This window comes from Actinophytocola sp. NPDC049390 (genome assembly GCF_044466355.1).
GTDB lineage: Bacteria > Actinomycetota > Actinomycetes > Mycobacteriales > Pseudonocardiaceae > Actinophytocola.
The window spans coordinates 191,027-208,349 of sequence record NZ_JBITMQ010000008.1; the positions used below are offsets into that span (position 1 = coordinate 191,027).

Sequence of the window (17,323 nt, forward strand, 5' to 3'; positions counted from 1 at the left end):
ACGGCATGCAGCGTACCTGAGCCACCTGTGGGCTCGGGCCAACTCGAAACGAATGCCTGCCCACCACTGAGACGTCGCGGGAACCCGAACGGTTGTGTCGAGTTTGCCCGCCGGATAACGCTCAGTCCTCCAGTTCGAAGCGGAGCGTGCCCGTCATGCGCACCTCGCGCAGCGGTTTGCCGCCCGCGTCGAGCGTACGCACCGTGCCGTCGGTCACCCAGCCCGCGCGCTCCCAGAACGCGAGTGACGCCTTGTCCGCCTCGGCGACCCACGCGATGCCGCGTGCCAGCCCGGCCGCCAGCATGGCCTCGCCCGCGGCGGCGAGCAGCCGCCCGCCGTGGCCGCGACGGCCCCACCTCGGTTCCACCAGCAGCGTGCTGACCAGCGCGACCCGCTCCGCGTCGGGCGCCGGTTCGCCGTTCGCGTCGGCCGAGTCGTCCTGCGGCGACGGTCCGGCCGCGCAGAAGCCCACACACCACTGGCCCTCGAACGCGACGAACACCCTGGCCGGGCCCTGTTCGATGGTGTGCTGCCAGGTCGCGGTCGCCTCGTCGGCCGCCTCGTCGCTGTCCAGGGCGTCGAGGATCTCGGCGGGCAGCAGGTCGGTGTAGGCGGCACGCCACGTGGCGAGCTGGATGCGGGCGATCTCCGCCGCGCCGGACGGCTCCGCTGGGCGGACGGTGGCTTCGGCCATGGCAACGAAACTAGACGGTCGTCCCGCGAGGTCACCCATCAGGCACCGTTCCCGAAGATCTCTCAGCTACGCTCCTCCACCGTGACTGTCTCCGTGCCCGGGTACGAGATCGTCGACGCGCTGGGGCGCGGCGGGTTCGGCGTGGTCTACCGCGCCCGGCAGGTCACGATCGACCGCGAGGTCGCCATCAAGGTCGACACGCGCGTCATCCTCGACGACCGCGACCAGCGCCGCTTCCTGCGCGAGGTGCGGGCGGCGGGCAGGCTTTCCGGGCACCCGCACGTCGTCGAGATCTACGACGCGGGCGTGCTGCCCGACCACCGGCCCTACATCGTCATGGAGCTGTGCCCGGGTGGGTCGCTCGCGGACCGGCGTGACCCGCTGCCACCGCGCGAGGTCGCCGAGATCGGGCAGAAGATCGCCGACGCGCTCGCCGCCGCTCACGACCTCGGCGTGCTGCACCGCGACATCAAGCCGGCGAACATCCTGGTCAAGCGGTACGGCACGGTCGGACTGGCCGACTTCGGGCTCGCGGCGCTCATGGAGACCGGCCGCGACACCTCCGTCACCCTCGCCGCGCTGACCCCGGCCTACGCGGCGCCCGAGCAGTTCCACCTCGCGCCCCCGACGCCGCAGTCGGACGTCTATGCGCTCACGGCGACGCTCTACACGCTGCTGGCCGGGCGGCCGCCGAGGTACCCGGACGAGGGCGAGCTGTCCGTGCCGGAGATCGTGCGGCGCCATGACCTGCCGGTCGAGGACATCCCCGGGGTGCCCCGGGAGTTCATGAGCGTGCTGCGGCGCGGGCTCGCGAAGGACCCGGCGCACCGGTACCCGGAGGCCGCGGCGCTGCGCGCGGACCTGTCGCAGCTGACCGTCGGCGACTTCAGCGGGCCGCGGCACGTGCTGACCTCGCCGGTCGTCACGGTGCCGGTCGCCCGCCCGTCGACGCCACCGACGCCACCGCCCCCGGCGTCCGCCGCGGCGCCGAGCGGCCCGCCGCCGTTCCAGCAGCCGACGGCGCCACCGAAGCGCAGCCGCGCGGCGATCTGGCTCGGCGCGGCGCTCGCGGCCGTGCTGGTGCTGGCCGGTGTCTGGTACTTCGCGCTGCGGGACACGGCCGAGGGCGAGCCGCGGGCGGGCGACGACGGGGGCCAGACCACCACCACGACCCGGTCGTCCACGGACATCTACGGCGTGGCGGCCGTGACCGACGACTGCCCGGCGGCCGCGGTGCCGGACGGGCAGGCCCAGTGCGTGCGCAAGGCCGAGTGCTGGTCCGGATACGTGATGATCAACGGCGAGATCAACAGCATCCGGAAGATCCCGTGTGAGCAGGGACACATCTGGGAGGTCTTCGCGATCGCGGTCGTGCCGGGGGACATCTCGGACCCGTACCAGGACGTGCTGGCCCAGCACCCGATCGTCAGGAAGGTGTGCTCGGAGGAGAACCTGCTGGCGTCGCGGTACGGGGAGGCCCTGGACTACGGCCCGGAACGCTGGGAGTTCGAGGTTCTGCCGCCCTCGACCGACGACGTGTCCCGTGACCTGGGCGTCTACCGGTGCGTCGGCAAGATCTCCGACGCCGGCGGGATCACGGGCTCGGTGTTCCGACCCAGGTAGCCGGATTTGTCGGTGGTCCGTGTCATGGTGTCGCCGTGACTGTGACAGCGGCTCCGACCCGCGCCCCGGCCTGGTTCGCCTGGGCTGCGCTCGGCGTGGTCTACGTGGTGTGGGGCTCGACCTACCTGGCGATCCGGGTCAGCGTCGAGACCATGCCGCCGCTGCTGTCCGCGGGCGCGCGGTTCCTGATGTCCGGCGCGCTGCTGTGTCTCGCGGTGCTGGCGGTCGCGGGCCCGGGCGCGTTCCGGATGACCTGGCCGCAGTTCGGCACGGCGGCGCTGGTGGGAGTGCTGTTGCCCGGGTGGGGGAACGGGCTCGTGGTCGTCGCCGAGCAGCAGGTGGCGTCGGGTCTCGCGGCGCTGCTGGTCGCGTGCGTGCCGCTGTTCGTCGTGCTGTTCCGGCGACTGAGCGGGCAGCGGCCGCCGCTCGTGACGGTCGCGGGGGTGGCGATCGGCCTGGCCGGGCTGGCGGTGCTGCTGCTCGGTGGTCCGGTCGCGGGTGCGCACGGCACGGCCTGGTGGGGGCCGTGGCTGGTGGTGCTCGCGGCGCTGGGCTGGGCGGCCGGGACGGTGGCCGGGTCGCGGCTCCCGACGCCGGCGAACCCGGTGACGTTCTCGGCGGTGGGCATGATCGTCGGCGGCGCGTTGCTGACCGCGGGCGGTGCGGTCCGCGGTGAGCACGTGGCCTTCGCCGAGGTGTCGACGGGGTCGTGGCTCGCGTGGGCGTACCTGGTGCTGTTCGGGGCGCTCGCGTTCAGTGCGTATGTGTACGCGCTGGGCAGGCTGCCGGTGTCCACGGTGGCCACGTACGCCTACGTGAACCCGGTGATCGCCGTGCTGCTGGGGGTGCTGTTCGCGGCCGAGCGGTTCGGGTCGGCGCAGTTCGTGGGCGGCCTGGTGGTGCTGTGCGCGGTCGTGCTCGTGGTGCGCGGCGAGCAACGTGCGAAGGAGGAGACGGCGAGCGTGACGGAGGGATGTCCACGATGACGGTGCTCGGTGCGGACGCCGCGCGGCGGATCGCGTTGGGAGCGCAGGGTTTCACCGAGCCACGTGCCGGTGGTGACGTGTCGCGACGGCATCTGAAACGGGTGCTGGACCGGGTGCGGCTGATCCAGCTCGACTCGGTGAACGTCGCCGTGCGCGCGCACTACATGCCGCTGTTCTCCCGGCTCGGTCCGTACCCGACGGACCTCGTCGACGACGCGGCGTGGACGCACCGCGCGCGTCGGCCGCGCCTGCTGGTGGAGTACTGGGCGCACGAGGCGAGCCTGTTACCGGTCGCGGACTGGCCGCTGTTCCGGTGGCGCATGCGGGAGTACGAGGCGAAGTACGCCCACCGGTACGCGTCGCTGCTCAAGGACGCACCGGGCCTGTTCGACGACGTGCTGGCGGCCGTGAAGGAGCTGGGCCCCATCGGCGCCGGCCCGCTCGAGGACGAACTGGGCCTGGCCGAGGGCCGGGCGAAGAAGGCCCCGGGTGGCTGGTGGAACCGTTCGGCGGTGAAGCACGCGTGCGAGTGGCTGTTCGCGACCGGCGAGCTGACCACGGGCACCAGGCGCGGTTTCCAGCGCCTGTACGACCTGCCCGAACGGGTGCTGCCGTCCGACGTGCTGGCCGCGCCACCGGTCTCGGACGAGGACGCGGCCCGCGAGCTCATGCTCCGCGCGGCCGGGGCCCACGGCATCGGCACGGAACCCGACCTACGCGACTACTACCGCCTCAAACCGGCCCGCAGCCAGGTGGCGCTGGCGGAACTGGTCGCCGAGGGTGCCGTCGAGCAGGTCGAGGTGCACGGGTGGGCGCAGCCCGCGTACCGGCACGTCGACGCGAAGACCCCCCGCAAGGTCGCGGGCCGGGCACTGCTCAGCCCGTTCGACCCGCTGATCTGGCGCCGCGAGCGCACGGAACGGATCTTCGGGTTCCACTACCGGATCGAGATCTACGTCCCGGAGCCGAAGCGGGTGTACGGCTACTACGTGTTCCCGTTCCTGCTGGACGGGGAGCTGGTCGGGCGGGTGGACCTGAAGACCGACCGCGCGACGGGCCTCCTGCAGGCACGGGGTGCGTTCGCCGAACCGGCCGTCGATCCGGCGCGGGTCGCGAACGAGATGGCGGCCGAGCTGCGGACGATGGCGGGGTGGCTCGGTCTGGACGGGGTCACCGTGGGGAGCAAGGGGAACCTGGCGACGGCGTTGGCCAGGGCGCTGAAGGCCTGAACCGGCCGCGGACGGGCCTGAACGGCGCCTCTCGTGCTGGGGAGCGGAGGCGCCGCTCAGGGTTTCCCCCTCTGAGGGCGGTGGCTTATTCGGACACGGCCTGGCTGACCAGTGCCGCACCCGAGCCCGTGCGGGCGCGGACGCGCAGCGTGGGCTTCGACTCCGGCGGGTTGGTGGTCAGGTCCAGGTCGCTGCGGGCCTCGCCCGAACCCGAGGACAGGTCGATCTCCGCCGCGCTGCCCTTGCGGACGCCGACGTGGATGGCGCCCGAGCCGGTGTGGAGTTCCAGCTCACCCGACGCGGCGTTGGCGACGGTCACGCGGCCGCTGCCGGTGCGGGCCAGGACGTCGCCGGTCACCGCGCCCAGCCAGACGTCGCCGCTGCCGGTCACGACCGAGCTGGCGGCACCGATGGCGGTCACCTCGACGTCGCCGCTGCCGGTCTTGGCCCGCAGGCCCGCCGCCACGGGGCCGAGCCGGACCGTGCCGGAGCCGCTGTCGACCTGCACCTTGCCCTCGGCCTGGTCGGCGCTGATGCGACCCGAACCCGTGTGCAGGTTCAGGCGGCCCGCGCCGCCGTTGACGGTGACGTCGCCCGAGCCGGTGCGGGCCTCCACGTGGGAGCCGACCGGTGCCTGGACCGACACGACCACCGGGACGTTGCGGAGCTGGATTTCCTTCGGGGTCCGCACGACCAGCCTGCCCGCCGTGAAGTCGACCCGCGTCTGGCGCACGGCCTCCGCCTCGGCGCTCGAGCCTTCGGGCACGGTCTCGCCGAACTGACCACCCAGCTGGCTGCCGAACTGGTTGCTGACCCAGCTCATGAGGTTCGTGACGCCCTGGGCCCACGGGCTCGCCGCGTCCGGGTCGTGCCGGATCTCGACGTGCACGCCGGGCTCGTCGACCAGGCGCACGGTGATCGCGCCGCCACCGGTGCCCAGGTCCAGCTCGGCCGGGCCGTCGGTCTCGAAACTCTGTCTGCGCACCACGTTGTCGTCGGTCATCGCCGCGTCACCCCTCGTACCAGCCGTGTACGCGGGAGCCGCCGCCCTGCCCGCGCTCGGGGCCGCCCCAGCCACGCTGGGGGCCCCACTCCTTGCCGCCGAAACCCTTGCCCCTGCCGTGCAGCGCGCCCTGCACCGCCTGCTGCACGAACGTGTTCAGCGACACCCCCTGCGCCGCCGCCGCCTGCTCGGCCTTCGCCTTCAGCTGCTCGAACAGCCGCAGCGTCATCCGGCTCATGTCACCACCCGCGGTGTCGTCCACCGGCGGGACGTCGTCGCCGCGGGAGTCGTGCTGGGTCGCCCTGGGGGTGACGACCACCTGCACGTCCCGGCCGGACAGGCGGACGTCCACGACGTGGTCCTCCTGCGCGGCGGTCACCTCCGCGGCCAGGTCGGACAGTGCGTTCATGATCGCGAGGCGCGCGGCAGGCTCCAACGCCGCCGCCAGCACCTCCGCCGTGCGGCGGGTGTTCTCGTCGCCGGCCGACGCGGCCCGGGCGAGGTCCTCCCGCAGTGCGGCGATGTACGGTGTGAGATCCATGATGTCACTATGACACCACGATTGACATCAGGCAAGTGTCGAGGTGACAGCGGGGTGACGGCACGCGGCGAAACCGGGGCTGCGTCATCCCAGGCGGTTAGGCTTTCGACCATGACGGAGACCGTGTCGCCGAAGGTCCAGCTCATCGCGAAAACGGAGTTCTTCCCGCCGGAGGACGTCCCGTGGTCGACCGACGCCGAGGGCGGTGCGGCACTCGCCGAGTTCGCGGGCCGGGCCTGCTACCAGTCCTGGAAGAAGCCCAACCCCGCCACCGCGACCAACGCGGGCTACCTGCGTCACATCCTCGAGGTCGGCCACCTGTCCGTCCTCGAACACGGCACCGTCACCTTCTACATCACCGGCATCTCCCGCTCGCTCACCCACGAGCTGATCCGCCACCGCCACTTCTCCTACTCGCAGCTCTCGCAGCGGTACGTGCCCGAGCGGAACGCGGCGATGGTGGAGCCGGACGTGATCGCGAGCGACCCGGTGCTCCACGAGAAGTTCGTCAAGGCCACCGAGGCCGGCGTCGCCGCCTACACCGAGCTGCTGCAGGGGCTCGAGGAGCACTTCTCGGACGTGCCCAACGCGACCCTGCGCCGCAAGCAGGCGCGGCAGGCGGCGCGGGCCGTCCTGCCGAACGCGATCGAGACCAAGATCGTGGTCACCGGCAACTACCGCGCCTGGCGCCACTTCATCGCGATGCGGGCGAGCGAGCACGCCGACGTCGAGATCCGCGCGCTGGCCGTCGAGTGCCTGCGGCAGCTGCAGAAGGTCGCGGCCAACGCCTTCGACGACTTCGTGATCTCCGCGCTGCCGGACGGCACCGAGGTCGCCTCCAGCCCGTTCGTCACCGAGGGCTGACGCCGGTGAAGCGACTCACCGTCGACATCGCGCCAGGCGACTACACCGTCTGCCGCCTGCCCGCGGGCAGCGCACCGCCCCGGATCGAGGCCTCCGGGCTGGTGTCGGTCACCAGCACGCCGACCGAGGTGTCGGTCGTCTGCCCGACCGAGGCCGCTCCGGACAGCGAGCACTCCCACCCCGGCTGGCGGCTCCTCACCGTGCGTGGCCCGCTGGAGTTCGACCTGACCGGTGTCATGGCCGCCCTCGCAGGCGAGCTGGCGGCGGCCGGGGTCAGCCTGTTCGCCGTCTCCACCTACGACACCGACCACGTGCTGGTGAAGGCCACCGACCTCGCCCGCGCGGTGAAGGCGCTGAGCGAGGCGGGGCACGAGGTCAACTAGTGTCCCGCGCCGGAAATGCGGTGACTAAGTCGGTGGATCCAGGTTTCTGCTGGCAAGGCGCCGGTTCGTCCTCGTACTGGATCGTACTTGGGCGGACCGGCAACGCCGCCAGCAGGAAGCTGGGCCGCCGAATTAGTTGCCTGATTTCCGGCGCGGGACACTAGAACTCGGCGCGCACCCCGAGCAGGCGGATCGGGCGGTCCAGGTCGAACTTCGCCAGCACGGCGAGCGCGGCCTCCGTCAGCCGGGTGACGTCGTCGGTCGGCGACGGCAGCGTCATGCTGCGGGTGTGGGTGAAGAACGGCACGAACCGCACCTTCACAGCCACCCGCGCGGCGAGCCTGCCCTCCTCGGCCACGTCGGCGGCGACGCGGCGGGCCAGCGACACGACCTCCGTCTCGATCGACCGGCTGTCGGTCAGGTCGGACTGGAACGTGGTCTCGCGGCTGCGTGACTTCGCCTGCCACGGGGTCGCGGTGACCTCCGCGCTGCCCGCTCCTCGTGCCAGCCCCCGGTACCACGGGCCCATGCGCGGGCCCAGTCGCGCGGCCAGCACCTCCGGGTCGGCGCGGGCCAGGTCCGCGACGGTCGTGAAGCCCAGCTCGGCGAGCTTGCGGCCGGTCTTCGTGCCGATGCCCCACAGCGCGGTCGTCGGCCGGTCGGCCATCACCGCGAACCAGTTGTCCCTGGTCAGGGTGTACACGCCGGCGGGCTTGGCGAAGCCCGTCGCGAGCTTGGCCCGCAGCTTGTTGTCCCCGATGCCGACCGAGCACGACAACCGCGTCCGCGACAGGACCGCCGCCTGCACCGAGCGGGCGAACGCGACCGGGTCGTCCGTGGTCACGCCCAGGAACGCCTCGTCCCAGCCGAGCGCCTCCACCACGACCCCGTCGAACGACCGCAGCACCGCGTAGACCTCGGCCGACGCCGCGTCGTACGCGGGTGGGTCGTGCGGCAGGAAGATCGCGTCGGGGCAGCGCTTCGCCGCGAGCCGCAGCGGGATGCCCGAGTGCACGCCGAACTCCCGCGCCTCGTACGACGCGGTCGCCACCACCGCGCGTTCCGCCGGGTCGCCGCGCCCGCCCACGACCACGGGCTTCCCGGCGAGCGACGGGTTCCGCAGCACCTCGACCGCCGCGATGAACTGGTCGAGGTCGACGTGGAGCACCCAGGCCGCCATACCGCCATCTAACATCCTGCGCGTGACACAGCAGCCCACCCAGCAGCGGGTGATCGCCGGCCGGTACACGATCCTCGAGGAGATCGGCCGGGGCGGCATGGGCATCGTGTGGCTCGCCGAGGACCGGACCATCGGCAGGCGGGTCGCGATCAAGGAGCTGCACCTGCCCGCCGGCGTGCCGACGGAGGAGCGGCAGGTCCTGGAGCAGCGCGTGCTCCGGGAGGCGCGGGCCGCGGGACGGCTCAACGACCCGAGCGTGGTCACGGTGTTCGACGTGCTGCAGGAGGCGGGCGCGACGTTCATCGTGATGGAGCTGATCCAGGCGCCGACGCTGTCGGACGTCGTGGCCCGCCAGGGACCGCTGCCGCAGGAGGCGGTGGCCCGGATCGCCGAGCAGCTGCTGTCGGCGCTGGAGGCCGCGCACGCCGCGGGTGTGGTGCACCGGGACGTGAAGCCGTCGAACGTCATGGTGCTGCCGAGCGGGCGGGTGAAGCTGACCGACTTCGGCATCGCGCAGTCCACCGACGACCCCCGCCTGACCACGAGCGGCATCCTGATCGGCTCGCCGACCTACCTCGCGCCGGAGGTGATCCGCGGCGAGCAGGCCACCGCGGGCTCCGACCTGTGGGCGCTGGGCGCGTCGCTGTACTTCGCGGTCGAGGGCACCGCCGCGTTCGAACGGCCGACCACCGCCGCCACCATGCACGCGATCGTCAGCGAGGTGCCGTACCTGACCCGCGGCCACGGCCCACTGGCGTCGGTGATCATGGGCCTGCTGAACGCGACGCCGCAGGCCAGGCTGTCCGCGCAGCAGGTGCGCGGGCTGCTGGCGCAGGTCGGCACCCCGACCGGGGAGCACACGGTGGCGCACGCCGCGACCGCCATGTACCCGGGCCCGCACGCGACCCAGGTCGCGCCCGGCCCGCACCGCCCCAAGCGCAGGCTGTGGCCCGTGCTGGCCGTGGTCGTTGCGCTGGTCGCCGGTGCGTTCGCGGGTGGCTGGTTCAGCGGCCGCGCGGGCATGGTCGAGCCGGTGTCCGACCCCGCGAAGGGGGAGACGTTCACCTACGGCACCGGCGGCAACATCCCGGAGTTCGGGGTCGCGCCCGGCAGCTGCGGCGGCGCGCCGCTCCAGCACGGGCGGGGCATCCAGTCGAGCGTCGGCTGCGACGAGCTGCACGACTTCGAGGTCGTCTACGGCACCGAGCTCTACCAGGCGGACGAGATGGGCCACCCGGGCGACGACCGGGTCAAGGCGGTCGGCGAGAGCGTGTGCGCGGTCGTGTTCAACGACGACGCCTACGTGCTGTCCGACAAGCGCGGCGACCTGGCCTACGTCACGCTGGTGCCGACCCGCGACACGTGGACCGACTCCGAGCAGCCGGAGCAGTCCGTGTTGTGCGCGGTCCGCACCCGCGACCGGAAGCAGCTCGACGTGTCGGTGAGCCCGCAGGAGTGAGTTACCCGCCGGTAGGAATCGGTAGGCTCAGCGGCATGTCTGTTGCCACGGACGAGCGTGCCGCGCTGTGCGACCTGCTCGACGAACTGGGTCCCGACCAGCCGACGCTCTGTGCGGGCTGGCAGACCAGGGACATGGCCGCGCACCTCGTCGTGCGCGAGCACCGGCCGGACGCCGCACCCGGCATCCTGCTCCCCGCGTTGGCCGGGTACACCAAACGCGTGCAGGACGGCTACGCGCGCAGGCCGTGGCGTGAGCTGGTGGACCTGGTCCGCGGCGGCCCGCCCGCGTGGTGGCCGACCCGGATCCCGGCCGTGGACAAGCTGGTCAACAGCGTCGAGCTGTTCATCCACCACGAGGACGTGCGCCGCGGCCAGGAGGGCTGGACACCGCGGGAGCCCGACGCACGACGGGACGCCGCCCTGTGGGCCGGGCTGAAGCGGGCCGGGAAGCTGACGCTGCGCAAGACCCCGGTCGGGCTGATCCTGCACCGCGGGGACGGCGACTCGGTGGTGATCAGGCGTGGCCCGAACACCGTGACGGTCACCGGCGAGCCCGGCGAGCTGCTGCTCTTCGCGTTCGGACGGGACGCGGCGCGGGTCGAGTTCGACGGCGACCAGCACGCGATCGCGGCGGTGCGGGGCCTCCACCGCGGCCTCTAGCCAAAACAGGGAACCTGACATCCTCTTCACCGGTCCGAGTGACGGACGGGAGGAGGCCGGACGGTGACGGAGCAGGTCGACCAACGGGTTGTCGCGGGCCGGTACGCCCTGCTGCGCGAGATCGGCCGCGGCGGCATGGGCATCGTGTGGCGCTCCGAGGACCGCACGATCGGCAGGCAGGTCGCCATCAAGGAGTTGCACCTGCCCGACGGGGTCGGCCCGGTCGAGCGCGAGGTGTTCGAGGAGCGGGTGCTGCGCGAGGCCCGGTCGGCGGGACGGCTGAACGACCCCGGCGTGGTCACGGTCTACGACGTGGTCCGCGAGCAGGGCACCACGTTCATCGTGATGGAGCTGATCGAGGCCCCCACACTGACCGACCTGGTCCGCGAGCGCGGCCCGCTGCCGCAGGACGTCGTGGCGCGGCTCGCCGAGCAACTGCTGTCCGCGCTGCGGGCGGCGCACGCGGCGGGCGTGGTGCACCGGGACGTGAAGCCGTCGAACATCATGGTGCTGCCGAGCGGCCGGGTGAAGCTCACCGACTTCGGCATCGCGCAGTCCAGCGACGACCCGCACCTGACCACGAGCGGCATCCTCGTAGGCTCACCGGTCTACATGGCACCGGAACGCCTGCGCGGCCAGGACGCCGACGCCGGGTCGGACCTGTGGGCGCTGGGCGCGGTCCTGTTCTTCGCGGTCGAGGGGTACGCGGCGCACGAGCGCACCTCCACGGCCGCCACCATGCACGCGATCCTCAACGAGGTCCCGTACCTCACCCGCTGCCAGGGCCCGCTCGCGTCGGCGATCATGGGCCTGCTCAACACGCACCCCGAGGCCAGGCCGTCCGGAGACCAGGTCAGCGGCCTGCTCTCCCAGGTCACGATGACCCCGCCGGACGGGTTCGCCGCGCAGACCGCGCACCTGACGCCACCGTCGGCCGCGCGGTACGTGGCGCACCAGCGGCCCAGCAGGCGGTGGGGCGTGCTCGCCACGGTCGGTGCCGTGCTCGCGGCCGCCCTGTTCGCGGGCGGGTACACCGTCCGGGTGCTCACCGAGCCGGGACCGGACGGCGGCAGGCCGGCGAACATGGACACGGCCCTCACCTACGGCGAAGGCGGCTACCTCCCGGAGTTCTGGTGGGAGGACTACCCCGAGGGGCGGTGCATGACGAGCGACCTCACGGACGGCAGGCAGATCACACAGAGTGCGCACGTCGAGTGCGATCAGCCGCACGTGTTCGAGGTGTACCAGTCCCGCACCTTCTACACCCCGCCGGAGGATCACGAGACCTGGCCGGACATCCCCCACCCGGGGCACGAGGACCTGGTCCAGTACACCGAGGCGATCTGCCGGATGATCTTCGAGTCGAACGCGATGATCCCGGAGACCACAAAGGACGGACTGCGCCACCGGGCCGTGGTGCCCACCGAGGAAGCGTGGGGCGAGCACCGCGCCTCCTATTGTGTGTTGTACGCGGCGGACGGTGACCAGTTGACGAAGTCGTACCGGGTCGTGGAGTAGCGTCTCCGGCATGAACACGTGTCCGACCGCCAAGCCAGGACGGCCGTTCGGCCAGGTGCTCACCGCGATGGTGACCCCCTTCGACGCGAGCGGCAAGCTCGACCTCGGGGCCGCGCAGAGCCTCGCGAACCACCTCGTCGACCTCGGTAACGACGGCCTGGTGGTCAGCGGGACGACCGGTGAGTCGCCGACGACCTCCGACACGGAGAAGGCCGACCTGGTGCGGGCGGTCGTCGAGGCGGTGGGCGAGCGGGCCACGGTGGTGGCGTCGGTCGGCACCTACGACACCGCGCACTCCGTGCACCTGGCGCAGCAGGCCGAGCAGGCTGGCGCGCACGGGCTCCTCGTGGTCACCCCGTACTACTCGCGGCCGCCGCAGGCCGGGCTGGTCGCGCACTTCACGGCCGTCGCCGAGGCGTCCGGCCTGCCGAACATGCTCTACGACATCCCGCCGCGCTCGGTCGTGCCGATCGAGGTCGACACGCTGCGCAGGCTGGCCGAACACCCCAGGATCCAGGCCGTGAAGGACGCCAAGGGCGACCTGCTGGCCGGCAGTGAGGTCATCGCGAGCACCGACCTCGCCTACTACTCCGGCGACGACGCGCTGAACCTGCCGTGGCTGTCGGTCGGCGCCGTCGGGTTCGTCTCCGTCATCGGGCACGTGGTGGCGGGCAGGCTGCGCCGCATGGTCGAGACGTACGAGAACGGCGACGTGAGCACCGCCCGCACCGTCCACCGCGGACTGTTGCCGGTGTACCGGGCCATGGGCCGGGTCGGCGGCGTGATCTTCTCGAAGGCCGCGCTGCGGCTGCGCGGCCACCAGGCCGGCGATCCCCGGCTGCCGCTGCCACCGGCGACCAGGGAGCAGGTCGCGTTGATCGCGTCCGACCTCGGTGACGCGGGCGTGCCGCTGGCCGACGCCGCACCGTCCGATGTGGCCGCCGCGCGGGTGGCCCAGGCCGACGCCGCCGCCGCGTACATCGCCACCACCACCCACACCAGCGCCGGGCAGGTTCATAAGTGACGCAGATGGCCGCGCCAGGACCACTGGCCGACGGAGGGCTGCGCGTCGTCGCGCTGGGCGGGATCGGCGAGGTCGGCCGCAACATGACGGTCTTCGAGTACGGCGGACGCCTGCTCGTCGTGGACTGCGGGGTGCTCTTCCCGGAGGACCAGCAGCCCGGCGTCGACCTGATCCTGCCGGACTTCCGCGCGATCGAGTCCCGCATGGACGACATCGACGCGGTGGTGCTCACGCACGGCCACGAGGACCACATCGGCGCCGTGCCCTTCCTGCTGCGCCACCGCCCGGACCTGCCGGTCGTCGGCTCGCGGTTCACGCTCGCCCTGGTCGCCGCGAAGTGCAAGGAGCACCGACTCACCCCGCACCTCGTCGAGGTCGCCGAGGGCGGGCACCACACGGCGGGCGACTTCGAGTGCGAGTTCTTCGCGGTCAACCACTCCATCCCGGACGCGCTCGCGGTCGCCGTCCGCACGCCGGCCGGGCTGGTGCTGCACACCGGTGACATCAAGCTGGACCAGCTGCCGCTCGACGGGCGGCTCACCGACCTCGCGGGGTTCTCCCGCCTCGGCGACGAGGGCGTCGACCTGTTCCTCGTGGACTCGACGAACGCCGAGGTGCCCGGGTTCGTGATGGCCGAGCGCGAGATCGGCCCGGTGCTCGAGGGCGTGATCTCGCGGGCGAAGCAGCGGGTGATCGTGGCGTGCTTCGCGAGCCACGTGCACCGCGTGCAGCAGGTGTTCGACGTGGCCGTGCAGAACGGGCGGCGGGTCGCGCTCGTCGGCCGGTCGATGGTGCGCAACATGGGCATCGCCGTCGACCTCGGTCTGCTGCACGTGCCGGAAGGCCTGCTCATCGATCTCAACGAGGCGCTGGAGCTGCCCGAGCACGAGGTGCTGTTCGTGTCGACGGGCTCGCAGGGCGAGCCGCTGTCGGCGCTGTCGCGGATGGCCCGTGGCGAGCACCGGCAGATCCGGATCCTCGCCGGTGACACCGTCGTGCTGGCCAGCTCGCTGATCCCCGGCAACGAGACCGCCGTGTTCGGCGTGGTCAACGGGCTCGCGCGGCTCGGCGCGAACGTGGTCCACCAGGGCAACGCGAAGGTGCACGTGTCCGGGCACGCGTCGGCGGGGGAGCTGCTGTTCCTCTACAACGCGGTCCGCCCGTCGAACGTCATGCCGGTGCACGGCGAGTGGCGGCACCTGCGGGCCAACGCGGCACTGGCCGTGGCGACCGGGGTGCCCGCCGACCACGTGGTGATCGCCGAGGACGGCGTGGTCGTCGACCTGGTGGACGGCCGGGCGAAGATCAGCGGACGGGTCGAGGTGGGGCACGTGTACGTCGACGGCCTGTCGGTCGGCGACGTCGGCGAGTCCACCCTGTCCGACCGGCTCATCCTGGGCGAGGGCGGCTTCATCGCGATCACGGTGGCCGTCGAGTCGGCCACGGGCCGGGCGCTCGGGTCACCGACCGTCTCCGGCCGCGGCTTCTCCGACGACCCGAAGGCGCTCGACGAGGTCGTGTCGCTGGTGGAGATGGAGCTGTCGCGCACGGAGGCCGAGGGCATCACCGACACGCACCGCATCGCGCAGGCCGTGCGCCGGGTCGTCGGCCGCTGGGTCGCCGACACCTACCGCCGCCGCCCCATGATCGTCCCGACGGTGATCCCCGTCTAGCTTCCGGAAAATTCTCTGGCTCGCGTGTCGATCCGCGCGTTCCCCATCCGACCTGTGGGTAAGAACGACGGATCAGACCCGAGGAGCCAGAGATGATCGTGGACGCCACCACCCCGGCCGACGTGCGCAACGCCGTGCTGGTCGCACGGAAGCAGTGCCTGCCGGTGTCGGTCTTCGCGACCGGGCACGGCGGCCCCATGCCGGAGGGCGAGGACGTCGCGGTGATCACCACCGCGGGGATGGGCGGGGTGCTGGTCGACCCGCGGCGGCGGGTCGCGCGGGTCGGCGCCGGGGTGCGGTGGGGTGAGGTGATCGCGGCCGCCGCGCCCTTCGGGCTCGCGCCGCTGTCCGGCACCTCGCCGACCGTGGGCGTGGTCGGCTACACGCTCGGCGGCGGCATGGGCTGGCTGTCGCGCCGCTTCGGGTATGCCGCGGACAGCGTGCTGCGGGCCGACATCGTCACCGCGGACGGCGAGTTCCGCACCGTGTCGGCCGACCGCGAGCCGGACCTGTTCTGGGCGATCCGCGGTGGCGGCGCCAACTTCGGCGTGGTCACCGCGCTCGAGTTCCGGCTGCACCCGGTCGCGTCGGTGTACGCGGGCACCGCCACGTTCGACCCGGCCCGGGCCGCCGACGTGCTGTCGGTCTACCGCGACCTCGACGTGCCGGACGAGCTGACCGCCAACATCGTGCTCACCGCGGACGCGCTGTCGATCCGCGGCATGTACGCGGGATCGGCGCAGGACGCCCGCCGTGCGCTCGCACCGCTGTTCCGGGCGGCAGGCGAGCCGGTCGCCGACGGCTGGCGGACCATGTCGTACACCGAGAGCGGCACCGTCGGCGGCACCGCGCCACACAACTTCACGCTGCAGCACGACGTGCCGGTCGAGGCCGTGCTGGAGAGCGTCCGCCGGGGCGCGACCACCGTCGAGGTGCGGCGCTGGGGTGGCGCCATCGCCCGTCCCGCCGCCGACGCCGGCCCGGTCGGACACCGTGACGTGCCGTTCTCCGTCGTCGTCGACGGTGCCGCCGAGGCCGCGGCACCGGTCGTCGCGCACGCCACGGGCGGCGAGTTCCTGAACTGGCTGCACGACCCGTCCCGCACGCGGGCCGCCTACACCGCCAGCGACTGGGCGCGGCTGCGCGAGGTCAAGGCTGCCTGCGACCCCGAGCGCGTGTTCACCCCGGCCAAGAGCATCCCGCCCGCGGTCCGTCGGCCCGCCTTGCTGGGCGCGTGACCGTGCACGCCCACGACGTGCGTGCGAGGGTGCTCGCCGCCCGCGACAGGAACCGGCCGGTCACGGTGTACGCGACGGGCCACGGCGGACAGCTGCCGGACGGCGACGTCGAGGTGATCGCCACGGCCGGGATGACCGGCGTGCGGATCGACCCGGAGCGGCGGACCGCCCGTGTCGGCGCCGGGGTGCGCTGGGGTGCGGTGATCGCGGCCGCCGCGCGGTTCGGGCTCGCGCCGCTGTCGGGCACCTCGCCGGACGTCGGCGTGGTCGGCTACACCCTCGGCGGCGGGATGAGCTGGCTGTCCCGCGTGTTCGGCTTCGCCGCCGACAGCGTGGTGGCCGCCGAGATCGTCACCGCGGACGGAGCGTCGCGGACCGTGTCGGCCGACCGCGAACCGGACCTGTTCTGGGCGATCCGCGGGGGTGGCGGCAACTTCGGCGTCGTGACCGCGCTGGAGTTCCGGCTGTACCCGGTCACCGACGTCCACGCGGGCGCCGCGACCTTCCCGCTCGACCGCGCCGCCGACGTGCTCGCCGTCTACCGCGACCTCGACCTGCCGGACGAGCTGACCGCCAACGTCGTGCTCACCCGCGACGAACTGGTCATCCGCGGCATGTACGTCGGGCCCGCCGACAAGGCCCGGCGTGCGCTGGCCCCCCTGTTCCCCGGCGAGCCGGTCACCGACGGCTGGCGGACCATCCCGTACACCGAGAGCGGGACGATCGGTGGCACCACGCCGGAGAACTACACGCTCCAGGCCGACCTGTCCGACGCGCTGATCGCCGCCGCGCTGGACGCCGTGCACGGGGGCGCGGCGGCGGTCGAGGTGCGGCCGTGGGGTGGCGCCATCGCCCGGCCGGGTGCGGACGCGGGCCCGATGGGGCACCGCGACGTGCCGTACTCGGTGATCGTCGACAGCCCCGCGGAGACGGCGGCGCCCATCGTCGCGCTCGCCACTGGTGGGTCCTTCCTCAACGGGCTGACCGACCCGGGTCGCACGGACACCGCCTACAGCGCGGCGGCCTACGCCCGGTTGCGCGAGATCAAGCGCGCCTACGACCCGGACGGCGTGTTCACCCCGCTCAAGGCCATCAGCGCTTCGACATCGCCACGATCAGCGCACACCCGACGGTGATCACCTGCCGCAGCAGTGCCCGTCGCGCCTTGCGCTGTTCCCGTCTCGTCGGCCTCATGGTGCTCACCCGCTTCTACGCTCGCCTGACACGTGTATCGCGTAGAGGGTCT

16 protein-coding genes are annotated in these 17,323 nt (G+C 72.7%); 12 read left to right on the forward strand and 4 right to left on the reverse strand.

Going from position 1 to position 17,323, the window contains the following annotated elements; genetic code table 11:
* Nucleotides 1-121 precede the first annotated feature (121 nt).
* Nucleotides 122-694 (reverse strand): GNAT family N-acetyltransferase, encoded by a 573-nt coding sequence (locus tag ACIBVP_RS23395; RefSeq protein ID WP_396108374.1) that lies wholly within the window; start codon nt 692-694, stop codon nt 122-124.
* A gap of 81 nt (nt 695-775) precedes the next feature.
* Here ACIBVP_RS23395 and ACIBVP_RS23400 point away from each other — a divergent pair, with 81 nt between their 5' ends.
* Genes ACIBVP_RS23400 through ACIBVP_RS23410 form a run of 3 tightly spaced genes read left to right on the forward strand, consistent with a single transcriptional unit; the run spans nt 776 to nt 4,532 of the window.
* Nucleotides 776-2,317, forward strand: coding sequence for a serine/threonine-protein kinase (locus tag ACIBVP_RS23400; protein WP_396108375.1), 1,542 nt, complete (start codon nt 776-778; stop codon nt 2,315-2,317).
* A gap of 35 nt (nt 2,318-2,352) precedes the next feature.
* Nucleotides 2,353-3,303 (forward strand): EamA family transporter, encoded by a 951-nt coding sequence (locus ACIBVP_RS23405; RefSeq protein ID WP_396108376.1) that lies wholly within the window; start codon nt 2,353-2,355, stop codon nt 3,301-3,303.
* Nucleotides 3,300-4,532, forward strand: coding sequence for a winged helix-turn-helix domain-containing protein (locus ACIBVP_RS23410; protein WP_396108582.1), 1,233 nt, complete (start codon nt 3,300-3,302; stop codon nt 4,530-4,532). Before ACIBVP_RS23405 ends, ACIBVP_RS23410 begins: the two co-directional genes overlap by 4 nt.
* An 85-nt stretch (nt 4,533-4,617) precedes the next feature.
* Here the strand turns inward: ACIBVP_RS23410 and ACIBVP_RS23415 are convergent, their stop codons facing one another.
* Together ACIBVP_RS23415 and ACIBVP_RS23420 are read right to left on the reverse strand one after the other, a co-directional pair.
* On the reverse strand, nt 4,618-5,535 hold the full coding sequence (locus ACIBVP_RS23415) for a DUF4097 family beta strand repeat-containing protein (RefSeq protein ID WP_396108377.1): 918 nt from the start codon (nt 5,533-5,535) through the stop codon (nt 4,618-4,620).
* A gap of 7 nt (nt 5,536-5,542) precedes the next feature.
* A complete protein-coding gene (locus ACIBVP_RS23420) occupies nt 5,543-6,076 on the reverse strand; it encodes a toxin-antitoxin system HicB family antitoxin (RefSeq protein ID WP_396108378.1) in 534 nt (177 codons plus the stop codon).
* Nucleotides 6,077-6,187: 111 nt separating this feature from the next.
* Here ACIBVP_RS23420 and thyX point away from each other — a divergent pair, with 111 nt between their 5' ends.
* Nucleotides 6,188-6,940, forward strand: coding sequence for an FAD-dependent thymidylate synthase (gene thyX / locus ACIBVP_RS23425; RefSeq protein ID WP_396108379.1), 753 nt, complete (start codon nt 6,188-6,190; stop codon nt 6,938-6,940).
* A 5-nt stretch (nt 6,941-6,945) separates the two neighbouring features.
* Nucleotides 6,946-7,323, forward strand: coding sequence for an ACT domain-containing protein (locus ACIBVP_RS23430; protein WP_396108380.1), 378 nt, complete (start codon nt 6,946-6,948; stop codon nt 7,321-7,323).
* 160 nt (nt 7,324-7,483) lie between these two features.
* Here the strand turns inward: ACIBVP_RS23430 and ACIBVP_RS23435 are convergent, their stop codons facing one another.
* Nucleotides 7,484-8,503 carry a DNA polymerase IV gene (locus ACIBVP_RS23435; protein ID WP_396108381.1) on the reverse strand — a complete coding sequence of 340 codons (1,020 nt, stop codon included), beginning with the start codon at nt 8,501-8,503 and terminating at the stop codon, nt 7,484-7,486.
* Nucleotides 8,504-8,525: 22 nt separating this feature from the next.
* On the opposite strand from ACIBVP_RS23435, the gene ACIBVP_RS23440 reads away from it, so the two are divergent.
* The 7 genes from ACIBVP_RS23440 to ACIBVP_RS23470 all read left to right on the forward strand — a co-directional run bounded on the left by ACIBVP_RS23440 (nt 8,526) and on the right by ACIBVP_RS23470 (nt 17,213).
* Complete coding sequence (locus ACIBVP_RS23440; protein WP_396108382.1) at nt 8,526-9,962, forward strand: serine/threonine-protein kinase; 1,437 nt, start codon at nt 8,526-8,528, stop codon at nt 9,960-9,962.
* 35 nt (nt 9,963-9,997) lie between these two features.
* Nucleotides 9,998-10,624, forward strand: coding sequence for a TIGR03085 family metal-binding protein (locus tag ACIBVP_RS23445; RefSeq protein ID WP_396108383.1), 627 nt, complete (start codon nt 9,998-10,000; stop codon nt 10,622-10,624).
* 63 nt (nt 10,625-10,687) lie between these two features.
* Nucleotides 10,688-12,142, forward strand: coding sequence for a serine/threonine-protein kinase (locus ACIBVP_RS23450; RefSeq protein WP_396108384.1), 1,455 nt, complete (start codon nt 10,688-10,690; stop codon nt 12,140-12,142).
* Between the two features lie 10 nt (nt 12,143-12,152).
* Entirely contained in the window at nt 12,153-13,166 is a 1,014-nt protein-coding gene (gene dapA, locus ACIBVP_RS23455) for a 4-hydroxy-tetrahydrodipicolinate synthase (RefSeq protein WP_396108385.1), read from the forward strand.
* Between the two features lie 5 nt (nt 13,167-13,171).
* Nucleotides 13,172-14,839: a ribonuclease J gene (locus tag ACIBVP_RS23460; RefSeq protein WP_396108583.1), complete on the forward strand. Its 1,668-nt coding sequence runs from the start codon at nt 13,172-13,174 to the stop codon at nt 14,837-14,839.
* A gap of 92 nt (nt 14,840-14,931) precedes the next feature.
* Nucleotides 14,932-16,077 (forward strand): FAD-binding oxidoreductase, encoded by a 1,146-nt coding sequence (locus tag ACIBVP_RS23465; RefSeq protein WP_396108386.1) that lies wholly within the window; start codon nt 14,932-14,934, stop codon nt 16,075-16,077.
* Nucleotides 16,074-17,213 (forward strand): FAD-binding oxidoreductase, encoded by a 1,140-nt coding sequence (locus ACIBVP_RS23470; protein WP_396108387.1) that lies wholly within the window; start codon nt 16,074-16,076, stop codon nt 17,211-17,213. Before ACIBVP_RS23465 ends, ACIBVP_RS23470 begins: the two co-directional genes overlap by 4 nt.
* Nucleotides 17,214-17,323: the final 110 nt, after the last annotated feature.